Origin of the sequence: Streptomyces sp. NPDC046465, from assembly GCF_040646035.1 — a bacterium.
Lineage (GTDB): Bacteria > Actinomycetota > Actinomycetes > Streptomycetales > Streptomycetaceae > Streptomyces.
On sequence record NZ_JBEYZK010000033.1, the window covers coordinates 38701 to 52228 of the forward strand.

Annotated in this window: 14 protein-coding genes; 1 reads left to right on the top strand and 13 read right to left on the bottom strand. The window is 71.1% G+C overall.

Annotated features, from left to right (window positions below):
- Positions 1 to 23: 23 nt before the first annotated feature.
- Positions 24 to 632 (bottom strand): GNAT family N-acetyltransferase, encoded by a 609-nt coding sequence (locus ABZ953_RS35435; RefSeq protein WP_361732941.1) that lies wholly within the window; start codon positions 630 to 632, stop codon positions 24 to 26.
- A 165-nt stretch (positions 633 to 797) separates the two neighbouring features.
- Here ABZ953_RS35435 and ABZ953_RS35440 point away from each other — a divergent pair, with 165 nt between their 5' ends.
- Positions 798 to 1742 carry an RluA family pseudouridine synthase gene (locus ABZ953_RS35440; RefSeq protein ID WP_361732943.1) on the top strand — a complete coding sequence of 315 codons (945 nt, stop codon included), beginning with the start codon at positions 798 to 800 and terminating at the stop codon, positions 1740 to 1742.
- A gap of 3 nt (positions 1743 to 1745) precedes the next feature.
- Here the strand turns inward: ABZ953_RS35440 and ABZ953_RS35445 are convergent, their stop codons facing one another.
- The 12 genes from ABZ953_RS35445 to ABZ953_RS35500 all read right to left on the bottom strand — a co-directional run bounded on the left by ABZ953_RS35445 (position 1746) and on the right by ABZ953_RS35500 (position 13515).
- Positions 1746 to 3233, bottom strand: a complete 1488-nt coding sequence (locus ABZ953_RS35445; protein WP_361732945.1) for a cytochrome P450 — start codon at positions 3231 to 3233, stop codon at positions 1746 to 1748.
- 62 nt (positions 3234 to 3295) lie between these two features.
- The gene (locus ABZ953_RS35450) at positions 3296 to 3910 is read right to left on the bottom strand and encodes an ATP/GTP-binding protein (RefSeq protein ID WP_361732947.1); all 615 of its coding nucleotides are present in this window, start codon (positions 3908 to 3910) and stop codon (positions 3296 to 3298) included.
- Complete coding sequence (locus ABZ953_RS35455; RefSeq protein WP_361732949.1) at positions 3891 to 4304, bottom strand: DUF742 domain-containing protein; 414 nt, start codon at positions 4302 to 4304, stop codon at positions 3891 to 3893. The genes ABZ953_RS35450 and ABZ953_RS35455 overlap by 20 nt, the downstream gene beginning before the upstream one ends.
- On the bottom strand, positions 4301 to 4708 hold the full coding sequence (locus ABZ953_RS35460; protein ID WP_361732951.1) for a roadblock/LC7 domain-containing protein: 408 nt from the start codon (positions 4706 to 4708) through the stop codon (positions 4301 to 4303). The genes ABZ953_RS35455 and ABZ953_RS35460 overlap by 4 nt, the downstream gene beginning before the upstream one ends.
- Entirely contained in the window at positions 4705 to 6387 is a 1683-nt protein-coding gene (locus ABZ953_RS35465) for an ATP-binding protein (RefSeq protein ID WP_361732953.1), read from the bottom strand. The genes ABZ953_RS35460 and ABZ953_RS35465 overlap by 4 nt, the downstream gene beginning before the upstream one ends.
- 357 nt (positions 6388 to 6744) lie before the next feature.
- Positions 6745 to 9555, bottom strand: coding sequence for a DEAD/DEAH box helicase (locus tag ABZ953_RS35470; RefSeq protein ID WP_361732955.1), 2811 nt, complete (start codon positions 9553 to 9555; stop codon positions 6745 to 6747).
- A gap of 116 nt (positions 9556 to 9671) precedes the next feature.
- Positions 9672 to 10562: a diacylglycerol kinase gene (locus ABZ953_RS35475; RefSeq protein ID WP_361732957.1), complete on the bottom strand. Its 891-nt coding sequence runs from the start codon at positions 10560 to 10562 to the stop codon at positions 9672 to 9674.
- 17 nt (positions 10563 to 10579) lie between these two features.
- Entirely contained in the window at positions 10580 to 11473 is an 894-nt protein-coding gene (gene tatC, locus ABZ953_RS35480) for a twin-arginine translocase subunit TatC (protein ID WP_361733004.1), read from the bottom strand.
- Positions 11474 to 11565: 92 nt separating this feature from the next.
- Positions 11566 to 11850, bottom strand: coding sequence for a Sec-independent protein translocase subunit TatA (gene tatA, locus ABZ953_RS35485; protein WP_361732959.1), 285 nt, complete (start codon positions 11848 to 11850; stop codon positions 11566 to 11568).
- Between the two features lie 208 nt (positions 11851 to 12058).
- Entirely contained in the window at positions 12059 to 12256 is a 198-nt protein-coding gene (locus ABZ953_RS35490) for a hypothetical protein (protein ID WP_361732961.1), read from the bottom strand.
- Between the two features lie 9 nt (positions 12257 to 12265).
- Positions 12266 to 12526: a hypothetical protein gene (locus tag ABZ953_RS35495; RefSeq protein WP_361733006.1), complete on the bottom strand. Its 261-nt coding sequence runs from the start codon at positions 12524 to 12526 to the stop codon at positions 12266 to 12268.
- Between the two features lie 11 nt (positions 12527 to 12537).
- The gene (locus ABZ953_RS35500) at positions 12538 to 13515 is read right to left on the bottom strand and encodes a WYL domain-containing protein (RefSeq protein WP_361732963.1); all 978 of its coding nucleotides are present in this window, start codon (positions 13513 to 13515) and stop codon (positions 12538 to 12540) included.
- Between the last annotated feature and the right edge of the window lie 13 nt (positions 13516 to 13528).

The following is a 13528-nucleotide window of genomic DNA, read 5'->3' on the forward strand; positions in this document are numbered from 1 at the left end:
ACAACACGGGACGCACTGTGTGCTCATGGCCGTCTACTGCCGAAAACGGCAGCTTCACCCTTGATGCGGGCGTGCAGATGCATGTCGTGCCAGCCGTCCTCGTGCAGCAGCGCGCTGCGCTTGGTCCCCTCCGCCGCGAAACCGGTCTTCAGGGCGACGCGACAGGACGCCTCGTTCGCCGTCGAGTGGGTCAACTCGAGCCGGTGCAGGCCCACTTCGTCGAACGCCCACTCCGAGAGCGCCATCACGGCACGCGGAGCGACACCCCGGCCGCGCGACGACGGCATGGTCCAGTACGCGATCTCGGCCTGACCGTCGCCGAGCACCATGCAGCGCAGGGCGACCCGGCCGACCACCTCGTCGCTACCGGCGTCGGCGATCGCCCAGTACGCGTCGCGCTCCTCGCCCCACGCCTCGATCCAGCCCTCGATCCAGCCGCGGACCTCGCTCTCGGAGTCCGCCACCCGCGCATGCCAGCGCTGGAGCACCGGGTCCTGGAACGCCTCGTACACGGCGGGTGCGTCGGCGGCCGTCCAGGGGCGCAGGACCAGGGCGCCGGGGGCGGGCAGCGTCGGCTGCGCACGGCGGGCGAGGGCACCGGCCGCGACGATGTCAGAGATCTTGAAGGGCATGGGCGCATCGTGTCAGCGGGGGCACGACCGACGGCAGTGGTTTTCCGGGGCGCACACGGGCCCGCGGGCCCGGCCCCCGCGCGCCCCGTGCACCCGCACGGCCCGCGAAACCCGCCACCGGCCCGTACCCCCGTGACCTGCGCCGCCCCTTACGCTGACCCCCTGATGAGACGCAAGCCCCGCATCCCGCCCTCCCCGCTCCCCCAGCGCGACGGCGTCGACCCCGTCCGGGTCAAACTGCCGCCCGACGGGGCATGGCCGACCGTGCGCGAACACCTGGTGGAGCGGCTCGCGGCCGGTCCTGGAGTCATCGACGCGATGGTGCGGGAGGGCAGGGTCGTCGGCGAGGACGGCACACCGGTGACGCCGGACACGGCCTACGTCCCCGGCGCCTTCGTCTGGTTCCACCGGGACCTCCCGGCGGAAGTCACCGTGCCGTTCGCCCTCGACATCGTCCACCGTGACGAACACATCGTCGTCGTGGACAAGCCGCACTTCCTTGCGACCATGCCGCGCGGCAGCCACGTCACGCAGACCGCCCTCGCCCGGCTGCGCTCGGAGCTCGGCATCCCGGCCCTGGGCGCCGCACACCGCCTGGACCGGCTGACCGCCGGACTGCTCCTGTTCACCGTGCGGCCCGAGGAACGCGGCGCGTATCAGACGCTGTTCAGCGACCGCCTCGTACACAAGGAGTACGAGGCGGTGGCCCCGTACGACCCGGACGTGCCCCTCCCGCGGACCGTGCGCAGCCACATCCAGAAGGACCGCGGGATCATCGCCGCCTACGAGATCGAGGGCGCCGAGCCGAACAGCGAGAGCCGGATCGAACTCGTCGGGCACCGCGAAGGGCTCGGCCGCTACCGGCTCACCCCGCACACCGGCCGCACCCACCAACTCCGCGTCCACATGAACGCGTTGGGGCTGCCGATCCTCGGCGATCCGGTCTACCCGGTGGTGACCGGACCCGTGGCACCGGACGACTTCCGGCGCCCCCTTCAACTCCTCGCGCGCGTACTGGAGTTCACGGACCCGGTCACGGGCGTCGCACACCGCTTCGTCAGCGGCCGGGCCCTGACCGCCTGGACGGCCCATGACACCTGGGCGCGGTGACGGTCAGTAGCCGCGCCACCAGACGAGGAAGCGCTGCCAGGCCCCCTTGGGCCGGGCGGCGGCCTCGGGCGCGGCGAGGGCCGCGGGGGCGGCGGGGGCGGCGGGCGGCTGCGGGGCCGGGGCCGCGGGCTCCGGCCTGCGCGGCGGCGGGGACGACACCTGCCAGTCCCTGCGCGGCGTCGGCACCTGCGCCGAGGGGCGCGCCATCACATCCTGCGGCGGGCGCGGCGCGAACTTGACGGGCAGCGCCACCAGATGCCGCGACAGGATCGACGACGTCCAGCGCAACTCCCGCTCGTCCACGCAGAGTTCGACATCCGGCAGGCGCATCAGAAGCGCGTCGACACCGGTGTCCGCGATGGCGCGGCCGATGTCCTGGCCGGGACACTCGTGCGGCCCGCCGCTGAACGCCAGGTGCGAGCGGTTGCCCTGCATGTTCGCGGCGAGATCGGGGCGCACCACCGGGTCGACGTTGCCCGGCGCGATGCCCAGGATCAGTCCGTCGCCCGCCCGGATCCGCTGGCCGCCGAGCTGGGTGTCCTGTTTGGCGAAGTAGCCGACCATCGCGCTGAACGGCGGCTCGTCCCACAGGGACTGCTCGACGGCCTCGGGGACCGTCATCTGACCGCCGCTGAGCTGCGCACGAAAGCGCGGGTCGGTGAGGACCATGCGCAGGACGTTGGCGATGAGGTTGGCGGTGGCCTCGTACGCGGCGATGAGCACGAGGCGCAGATGCGCGCCCACCTCGTCGTCGGTGAGCTGCGCCGGGTGCGCGATGAGGCTGCTGGTGAAGTCCTCCTCGGGGTGGGCACGGCGCCGCGCCACGAGGCCCATCAGGACCTCCATGATGTACGCGTTGCTGGCGATGGCGGTCTCGGTGCCCTTGATCATGTCGCGGGCGGACTGCACCATCCGCTCGTTGTACTCCTCCGGCATGCCGAGGACGTGGCACATCACCATCATCGGCAGATGCTCGGCGAACTGGCTGACGAGATCGGCGCGGCCCTCCTGACACAGGTCGTTGAGGAGGTGGTTCGTATAGCGGTTGATGTACCGGCGGATGCCGCGGTGGTCGATGCCCGACATGGCGCCGGTGACCGCGCCGCGCAGCCGCTGGTGCTCGTCGCCCTCGACGAAGCTGCACATCGGCTGCCAGGTGAAGACGGGCGCGAGCGGGTGGTCGAGGCCCGCGCTGCCGTCCCGCACGGCCCGCCAGCGGCGCGAGTCGCGGGTGTACTGCGAGGGGGTGCGGGTCATGTGGAGGTTCTCGCTGTGGCCGAGCACCGCCCAGATCGGCACGTCGTTGTGGATCAGCACGGGCGCGACCGGGCCGTGCTCGGCGCGCAGCTTCTCGTACAGGCCCGCCAGATCGGTGTCCGCCTCGGGTCCGTAGAGACGGCGCAGGCCGCCGGGGCCGAGGCCGTGGGCGGGGCAGCCGGGAGGCGCGGCGGCGGGGCCGTCGGGCCAGGAAGGGGAGGGAGGAGTCGTCACGGTCGTCGCTCCGGGATTCGCTGAAGGGTGCCGGGTTGCTGGATACGGGGGTACGGGCGCTCTCAGACGCGCGCCACCGTCAGGGAGTGGAGGTAGCGCATCAGGGTCATCAGGACGTCCCCGCTGGACTCCCTGCGGCGGGCGTCGCACGCCATGATCGGCACCGCGGGTTCCAGGTCGAGGGCCCTGCGCAGGGTCTCGACGGGGTGGTGGGGCGCGTCCGGGAAGTCGTTGACGGCGACGACGAACGGCACGCCGCGCTCCTCCAGGCGGCCGATGACGTCGAAGCTGACTTCGAGGCGGCGGGTGTCGATCAGGACGACCGCGCCGAGCGCGCCTTCGAAGAGGCCGTTCCACAGGAACCAGAAGCGCTCCTGGCCGGGGGTGCCGAAGAGATAGAGGACGAGCTCCTCGGAGATGCTGATCCGCCCGAAGTCCATCGCCACGGTGGTGGCCGTCTTGGACTCGGAGCCGTAGTTGTCGTCGACCCCGATGCCCGCCTGGGTCATGGTCTCTTCGGTGGTCAGCGGGCGGATCTCGCTGACCGAGCCGACCATCGTCGTCTTGCCGACACCGAACCCGCCCACGATCACGACCTTCACGGCGGCCGATGCCGTGTGCGGCAGCACGTCCTCGCTGCGCGGGCCGGTGATCGTGTCAGAGCTTTTGAAGTCCATGCATCACCGCTTCGAGGAGGGATCGGTCGGGGAGCGCGGAGCGGACGATGGGTGCGCGCGCCTGGACGAGCTCGGCCGTGAGTAACTCCGTGAGGACGACCGTCACGACGCTGAACGGCAGCGCCATATAGGCGGAGAGCTCGGCGACGGAGAGCGGCGTCGTGCACAGCCGCAGGACCGCCGAGTGCTCCGGCTGAGCCGTGGGAGCTGCCTCACCCTGCGCGACGACCAGGGTGACGAGGTCGAGCGGTGCCCGCTCGGAGTCCTCGCCCGTGAGGATGTACAGCCGCTCCGGGTTCTCGGGGCTGCGGTGCTCCCGCTGGGGGGGCGCGCCGCGCTGGGGCGGGATGTCGCCCTCTTGTGAACCACGGGGGGAGTCTTGCGGAGGAGTCATACGGCCTGCCCGTCGCGCCGGGGCGGGCTCGTCAGGTGCGCCCCGATGCGTACGACGAGGTCGCGCATGCGGGTGCCGATGAGGCCCGCGTCGACGGTCTCGTCCGCGAGCACGGCGAGATAGGCGCCCGTGCCCGCGGCCATCAGGTAGAAGTAGCCGCCGTTGATCTCGATGATGACCATCTTCATGCCGCCGTCGCTGTGCGGGATCTCGGTGGCGACGGCGGCGGCCAGGCTCTGCAGTCCCGCGCAGGCCGCGGCGATGCGGTCGGCCGCGTCCGGGTCGCCGCCGTAGCGCGCGATGCGCAGGCCGTCGGCGGAGAGCACCACGATCTGCCGGGTCTGTGGGACCCCGTCGGCGAGCTCCTTCAGCATCCAGTCGAAGTTGGCGCGTTGCTGGATCACTGCCAGTCCCTCTCGTCGGCGCTGCCGTGGTTGTTCCGGGTGGGGCCCTGCGGGGGGTAGGGCCCCTCTGGGGCGGACCCCTCCGCGGCGGACGCGGTGGACGCGGCGGATCCGGGCGGTGCCGCCGGATCGGGGCCGGCCGGGGCCGGGTCCTCGCCCTTGACGCCCTTCATGAACGCCTCGATCCACAGACCGGGTTCGGGCTCCTCCCGCTTGGGGGCGGGCGCCGGGGGCGACGCGGTCGCGGCGGCGTGGGCCTCGGCGATCCGCTGGGCCTCGGCCTCCTGGGCGTACCGCTCGCTGAGGGAGATCTTGACGCGGCTGCGGCGCTGCGGCAGGCCGCCCGACGTCCACTCGGTGACCTCGGGGACGTCGTCCTCCATGGTCGCGGTGAGCGGGGAGCGCAGCGGCGGGCCCGCGGTGACGACGCGCGGCTTCTTGCGGCGGATGTTGCGGGCGGGTTCCTCGATGAGGCGGCCGCCGTTGTCCACGCGCGGCACGGCGGAGGCGCCGATGCCGTGGGCGAGGCCGGGCGCGGCGTCGGTGGTGATCATCTCGCGCGGCACGATGAGGACGGCGCGGACGCCGCCGTACGCGGACTGCCGCAGGGAGACCTGCATGTTGTACATCTGCGAGAGGCGGCCGACGACGGCCATGCCGAGCCGGGGCGTCTCACCGAGGTCGTTGAGGTCGATGCCGGCCTGGGCCTGCTCCAGCATGCGCTCGGCGCGGGCCCGCGCCTCCTCGCTGAGGCTGACGCCGCCGTCCTCGATCTCGACGGCGATGCCGGTCTGCACCTCGACGGCGGTGACGTGCACCTTGGTCTGCGGGGGCGAGTACCGGGTGGCGTTGTCGAGGAGTTCGGCGCAGGCGTGGATGAGCGGCTCGACGGAGGTGCCGTGGATCGCGACCTTGGCGATCGAGTGCAGTTCGACGCGCGGATAGTCCAGGATCCGGGACATCGCACCGCGCAACACGCTGAACAGCGGTACGGGCTTGGGCCACTGGCGGCCGGGGCGGGCGCCGCCGAGCACCGCGATGGAGTCGGCGAGCCGGCCGATGAGGGCGGTGCCGTGGTCGATGCGCAGCAGGTCGTCGAAGACCTCGGGGTTACGCCCGTGGAACTCCTCCATGTCGCGCAGTTCCGCGGCCTGCTGGTGGACGATCGACTGGACGCGCCGGGCGATGTTGACGAAGGCGCGCTGCGCGGACTCGCGCATCGCTTCCTCACGGTCCAGGGTTTCGAGGACGGAGCGCAGCAACTCGCGCTGGGAGGCCGGGAGTTCGCGGTAGACCTCGTTCTTGTCCACGACGTTGCGGATCACTTCGGCGGGCGCTTCGCCCTGGCGCAGCCGCCAGAGCGCGTCGGGCAGGATCTCCCGGCCCAGGCGCACGGTCTCGTCGTCGTGGGAGGCGATGCGCCGCTCGAGGAAGGCGAGGCGCTGTGCGTACTGCGTGCGCTGCCCCCGGATGGTCCGGCCGCGGCGCACCGCTTCGGCGCCGACCGCGATGACCATGAGGGTCGCCACGGCGCCGCACCAGCCGACGGCGGTCCTGGCCGGTTCCGTCACCGCGGCGACGGCGGCTCCGGTCGCCGCTGCCATGAGCATGGCGGGCAGCAACAACACACGCGCGTAAGGGATTTCTCGGCCACCGGGAGGCGATTGAACACTCACCATGTATGCCCTCTGAACACTCGTCTTGGGGGAATGACGTCTTTGGGGGATGTCAGTACATATACGGGGGATGACAAACCGAACGAACGAAAGTTTTGGGAACAAGCGCGCGAACCAGTCGCAACTCGTTCAACTCGCCGCGCTTCGGGCGAGCTTAGTCCGCCAGAAACACCGCCGTGTCATATTCGGCAACCCCCTGCAGAGCCCCTGCCGCCGGGCATACACTCTCCCCTTTTGCACGCGCGGCGATCATTCGAACACATGGAGTGATGCCTCGAACGCCCCGAAAAACGCCGAACGGGCGCGCCCCCCGGCCCCGTTGGCCGAAGAACGCGCCCGTGCGCGCGACAGAGGTCCCGCTCAGCCCACCGAGCTGTACGCGACGACCCCCCGGAGCAGCTGGTCGACGGCCTTGCGGGCGTTCTTCGCGACCGTGCTGCCCTCGCGCGGGGCCGCCGCGGAGATCTGCCCGAGGACATCGATGACCTGCTTGCACCAGCGCACGAAGTCACCGGCCGGCATCTCGGCCTCCCGCAGGACCTCGTCGAGGCCCTTGTCGTTGGCCCACATGTACGCCGCCCAGGCGAAGCCAAGGTCGGGCTCACGCTGCCCGACGCCCTCCGTCTGACTGATCTTGAAATCTTCCTCCAGGCCGTCGAGTCGGCCCCAGATCCGCACCATCTCGCCGAGCGCCGCCTTCGCCGCCCCGGACGGCAGCTTGGGCGCGAGGGCGTCGTCGCCGACGCGCGCCTCGTACACCAACGCCGAGACACACGCGGCCAGTTCGGCCGGGCTCAGCCCCTCCCACACCCCCGCCCGCAGACACTCGCTGGCCAGCAGGTCCAGCTCCCCGTACAGCCGGGCGAGCCGCTTGCCGTGCTCGGTGACCTCGTCGCCGCGCAGATAGTCGAGCTCGGTGAGGAGGGCGACGATCCGGTCGAAGGTGCGGGCGATGGTGTTCGTACGCCCCTCGATGCGGCGCTCCAGCTGCGAGGTGTCGCGCTTGAGGCGGTGATACCGCTCGGCCCAGCGCGCGTGGTCCTCTCGCTCGTCGCAGCCGTGGCAGGGGTGCGCGCGCAGCTCCGCGCGCAGCCGTGCGATCTCCTGATCGTCGGCGGCCGCCGCGCGCCCCTTGCGCTGCCGGTCCGGCACGATGTGCCCGGCCTTGGTGCGCAGCGCGGACGCCAGATCACGGCGCGACTGCGGCGAGCGGGCGTTGAACGACTTCGGGATGCGCATCCGCTCCACGGCCTCGACGGGCACCGGGAAGTCCATCGACGCGAGCCGCTTGACCTGCCGCTCGGCGGTGAGGACGAGCGGCCGGGGCCCGTCCACGTGGTCGAGGTTGCGGTGGCCATTGGCCCGGCCTGGGGGCAGCCCCGGGTCGAGCACGAGCGCGAGGCCCGCGAACTTCCCCGTCGGGACGTGGATGACGTCGCCCGGCTTCAGCTTCTCCAGGGCCGCGGCGGCCGCGACCCTGCGTTGCGCCGCGCCCTGCTTGGCCAGGTCGGTCTCGCGGTCCTTGAGATCGCGGCGCAGCCGCGCATACTCCTCGAAGTCGCCCAGGTGGCAGGTCATGGAGTCCTTGTAGCCCGCAAGGCCCTCCTCGTTCTTCTGCACCTGCCGGGAGATCCCGACGACCGACTTGTCGGCCTGGAACTGCGCGAAGGACGTCTCGAGGAGCTCGCGCGAGCGGTGCCGGCCGAACTGGTCGACCAGGTTCACCGCCATGTTGTACGAGGGCTTGAAGCTGGAGCGCAGCGGATACGTACGCGTACCGGCCAGGCCTGCCAGGTGCTCGGGGCTCATGGCGCGCTGCCAGAGGACCACCGCATGGCCCTCCACGTCGATGCCCCGGCGCCCGGCGCGACCTGTCAACTGCGTGTACTCGCCCGGGGTGATGTCGGCGTGCTGCTCGCCGTTCCACTTGACGAGCTTCTCCAACACCACGCTGCGCGCGGGCATGTTGATGCCCAGGGCGAGGGTCTCGGTGGCGAAGACGGCCTTGACGAGGCCGCGCACGAACAGCTCCTCGACGACCTCCTTGAAGGTGGGCAGCATGCCCGCGTGGTGCGCCGCGATGCCGCGCTCCAGGCCTTCGAGCCATTCGTAGTAACCGAGGACGTGGAGGTCCTCGTCCGGGATCGATGCCGTGCGCTCCTCGACGATCTCACGGACCGTCATCCGCGCCGCGTCGTCGTTCAGCCGCAGGCCCGCGTACAGGCACTGCTGCACGGCGGCCTCGCAGGCCGCACGGCTGAAGATGAACGTGATGGCAGGCAGCAGCCCTTCGGCGTCCAGGCGCTCGATGACCTCGGGGCGGCCAGGGGTCCAGATCCGCGACCGCTGGCGGCGCTCCCGCTCGCGGTCGGCCTCGCGGACCATCTTGCCCTTGCGGCGGTCGCGCGGGTTGTACGAACGGCTGGCCTCCATCCGCGCCATGCGCGTCAGGTCGGGGTTGACCGCCTTCTTCTGCCCCTCGCCCTCCTCGAAGAGGTCGTACATCCGGCGCCCGGCGAGCACGTGCTGGAAGAGCGGCACGGGCCGGTGCTCGGAGACGATCACCTCGGTGTCGCCGCGCACGGTGTCGAGCCAGTCGCCGAACTCCTCCGCGTTCGACACGGTGGCCGAGAGGGAGACCAGCGTGACCGACTCCTGGAGATGGATGATCACTTCCTCCCAGACGGCGCCGCGGAAGCGGTCGGAGAGGTAGTGCACCTCGTCCATGACCACATAGCCGAGGTTCAGCAGCGAGCGGGAGCCCGAATACAGCATGTTCCGCAGGACCTCGGTGGTCATGACGACCACCGGGGCATCGCTGTTGACGCTGTTGTCACCGGTGAGCAGGCCGACCTTGTCCGCGCCGTACCGCTTGGCGAGGTCGGCGTACTTCTGGTTGGAGAGCGCCTTGATGGGCGTGGTGTAGAAACACTTCTTGCCCTGTCCCAGGGCGAGGTGCACGGCGAACTCGCCGACGATCGTCTTGCCCGAGCCCGTGGGGGCGGCCACGAGCACGCCCTTGCCGGCCTCCAGCGCCTGGCAGGCCTCGATCTGGAAGGGGTCGAGGCCGAATTCGTACATCTCGCGGAAGGACGCGAGTGCGGTGGCCTGCTCGACAGCGCGCTGGCGCGCCGCCGCATACCGCTCGGCCGGAGAGAGGTCCTCTGTCATCGTGCTTTCGAGACTACCGGCCACCACTGACAACGGACGATCATTATTGGATCGGCGGCGGAACGCGGCAGCTCACCGGGGCGACGCCACAGCTCACCGGGCGCACGGCGGCGCCCTCAGGCCGTCAGTACGCGCACCGCCCCCGGCACGCACTCCGCGGTCAGCGGCAGCGCGCCCAGCGGCTCCCCGTCGGCATAGCCGGTGATGCCGGGCGCGGCCAGCTCGACCCGCGCGGCTCGGTGCACGGTGACCTTCGGATGGTCGAGGTGTGTTCCCTTGTAGACCCGCGGAAAGACCGTGAGCAGCGTCCTACGGGTGCAGTCCCCGACCACGGTGACATCGAAGAGCCCGTCGCCCATGTCGGCCCCCGCGCAGATCCGCATGCCGCCCCCGTACGAGGTTCCGTTGCCGACCGCCACGAGCGTCGCCTCGACCTCGTGGACGTCACCGCCGTCCAGCGTGATGCGGTACGGGATCGGCCGGAACGCCGCGAGCTCCGCGACCATCGCGAGGTCGTACTTGAAGCGCCCCGTGGGCCACCGCATCCGATTGCCCCGGTCATTGACCCGCGAGTCGAAGCCCGAGGCGAGCACGGTCCCGAACCACGTCCCGCCGACCCTCCCCAGATCGACGTCGCGCGTGCACGCCCCCTTGAGCGCCTCGGCCACGACCTCCCCGGCGGCGCCCGGCTCGCGCACCGGCAGGCCAAGGGCCCGCGCGAAGTCGTTGCCGGTCCCCACCGCGATCACGCCGAGCGGGGTACGGGTCCCCGCCACGGCCTGCAGCGCGAGGCTCGCCATGCCGTCGCCGCCGACGGCTATCAGCGCCCCGGTACCGCCGTCGACGGCTTGGCGGGCCCGGCGCAGCGCGTCAGGGGCGTCCTCGCCGATGACGGTGCGCACGGAGAAGCCACGGGCCCGCAACGCGGAAGCGGCCGGCTGCGCCGCGTGAGCGCCCCGGCCGCGGCCCGCGGTGGGATTGACGAAGAGGGTGATCTCGCTGGTCACGGCCGGACCCTACAAGGTCAGGTGACGTCGTCGAAACCGTTCACACGATGATCGGTCCGTCCGGTGCCCGCCTGCTCGGGCAGCGCCCGGGGCGGCCGCACCGATTCGACGTCGTCGACGGCGCCCGGCGTGAGGTCGATGTCGGACGCCTCGTCGTCGTCGAGCTCCGCGTCGGGGTCGTTGCGACGGCGGCGCTTGTCGTTCAGGAACGAGACACCGACCGCCATGAAGTACAGGACGACGATCGGCCCGGCGAGCGCGATCATGCCGACGGGGTCGGTCGTCGGGGTCGCCACCGCGCCGAAGATGAAGACGCCCATGACCACGCCGCGCCACCAGGTGAGCATGCGGCGGCCGGTCACCATGCCGGTCATGTTGAGCATCACCAGGAGCAGCGGGAGCTCGAACGAGGCACCGAAGACGAGGACCATCCTGACGGTGAAGTCGAGGATCGTGTCCATCGGGAGGAGGTTCTGGGCCCCGTCGGGCGTGATGCCCAGCAGGACGCGCATGCTGACGGGCAGGATCGTGTAGGCCAGCCAGGCGCCTCCGAAGAAGAGCGGCACCGCGGCGGCGACGAACCAGTACGTGTACTTGCGCTCGTTCTTGTGCAAACCCGGCGCGACGAACGCCCACAGCTGATACAGCCAGACCGGGCTTGACACGATGATGCCGACCATGAGGCTGACCTTCACCGTCGTGGTGAAGGGCGAGAGCAGGTCGTTGAACGTCACCGTCGCGCAGTGCCCACCGGTCTGCTTCATGCCCGGCTCGCAGCGCGGCACGGGATCAGCCAGGAACTCCATCAGCTCCTGGCTGTAGAACGCGGCCACGATCGACACGACCGTGATCGCGAGGAGCCCCTTGGCGAGCCGGTTGCGGAGCTCGCGAAGGTGCTCCGCGAGGGACATCCGCCCCTCGGGGTCCTTCTCCTTCTTGCGGGCAGACTTGAGCAACCCACGTCCTCATCTCGTGCGGCAGGCCGGCCGTCGCCGACCTTGGATCAGCGCTGCGTCGTACGGTCGGTCGGCTCGGTGACCGGGCGCGAGCTGGTCACATCGCCGGGGGCAGCCTGGATCGTGCGCTTCTGCACGGCCGGGTCGCTCGGCGGGTCGGCCGGAGCGGCGGCCTCGTCCTTGCCTTCGGACTTCATGGCCTTGGCCTCGCTCTTGAGGATGCGGGCCGACTTGCCGAGGGAGCGTGCCATGTCGGGCAGCTTCTTGGCTCCGAACAGCAGGACAATGACGACGAGGATGAGAATGATCTCGGTGGGGCCGAGCCTACCCATAGCTGTATACCTTCTTCACCGAGGCGACAGGAGTCTGGTGCTTGGCAGACCGGACATTCATCCGATCTCCCACGCTTGCAGCGATCGTAACCCCCCGGGGTAAACGCTCGGCAATCCCCGCGCATACTCCGAGTACGGCCCCCGCCTCGATCCCGGGCCGTATTCGCAGCGTACCCGCCCACCTCCAGGAGTTGACAGGTCGCGGACGCTAAAGAGCCCCTCCTCCCGCACGGGCCACGGTGGCCGCGGCCCTCTCCAGGTCCTCCGCCGCCCGGTTGATCTGCCGTGTGGTGTCGGTCACTTGCCGTGCGAGGCGCTGCGCCTCCACAAAGACCTTGATCGCCAGTACGCCGAGAACGGCGAGGCCCAAGAAGCCCGCCGCGATCGCGAGCATCGCCCAGAACATGCGCCGAGCCTAGACGGTCGAGTGCAGGCGCAGCGTCCGCACCCCACCACCGGTGAGGAGTTCGACGATGCGCTCGCCCGCGGGCTTGCGCACAGAGGCGCCGCACTCGGGGCAGGTGAAGGAGTAGAAGGTGGTGCGCGCGCTGGCACCGATCGCCAGACGCAGCGCGCCCGCCGAGAGCTCGAAACGGGCCCGGCAGTCGGGGCAGGCCGCCGTGAAGCAGACCGGCGCGGACCGCTGCTGCGTCGGCACCCCCGGCAATCCGGACATCGTCGGTGTGCTCAACGCCCTTGCTCCTTACCTTCGTAGTCCCTCTCGTACGCCTCGAGGGCCTCGCGAGCCGCCTGCCGCGCGCTGTCGGCGAGCTGGACCGGGGAGACGATCCGCCCGTCCCCGCCGAGCCGCAGCGCGAGGCGGCGCAGCGAGGCGGGATCGGGGGTGCGCAGCGTGATCCGCAGACCGCCGTCGGGCAGCTCGTCGGCGCTGTCGTGGGGGTAGTACTCCGCGACCCAGCGGCCACCGGGGCCGGTCTCCACGACGACCTCGGGATCCTCGGCGGCGGGCTGCACGAGGCCTTCGGAGAGGTCGCGCAGTTCCACCTGGGGCGGCGCGGACGGCTCGTCCAGGATCTTGATCTCGGCGACCCGGTCGAGGCGGAAGGTACGCCGCGCCTCGGAGCGACGACACCATGCCTCTACGTAGGTGTGACCGACGCTCACCAGCCGGATGGGGTCGATCTCCCGCTCGGTGACCTCGTCGCGCGCGGGTGAGTAGTAGCGGATCCAGAGCCGTCGGCGCTCGGAGATGGCCCGGTCGACGTCGGCGAAGACACCGCCCTCCGACTCGAAGGTCACCGAGAGGCGGGAGCTGGCGCCCGCGGCCTCGCCCGCCGCGGTCTCCAGCTTCGCGGTGGCGCGCAGCAGGGCGAGCCGGTCGCTCTCGCGCAGGCCGGGCAGCGTGGCCACGGCGCGGGCGGCCACGAGCAGCGCGGTCGCCTCGTCGGCGGCAAGCCGCAGCGGGGCCGCCACGTCGTCGGGGTTGTGCCACCAGATGCGGTCGCCGTCGGTGTCGATGTCCAGGAGGTCGCCGCCGCGGAAGCTGGTCCCGCACATCGGCAGCACATCGAGGTCGGAGATCAGCTCGTCGGGCGTGATGCCGAAGGCACGGGCGACGTCCTCGACGTGGGCGCCGGGGCGCTCCCGCAGATAGGTCACCAGCGACAGCATCCGTCGCGTCTGGTCGATGGCGTTCGAGGCCATGCTCTGTCCGCTC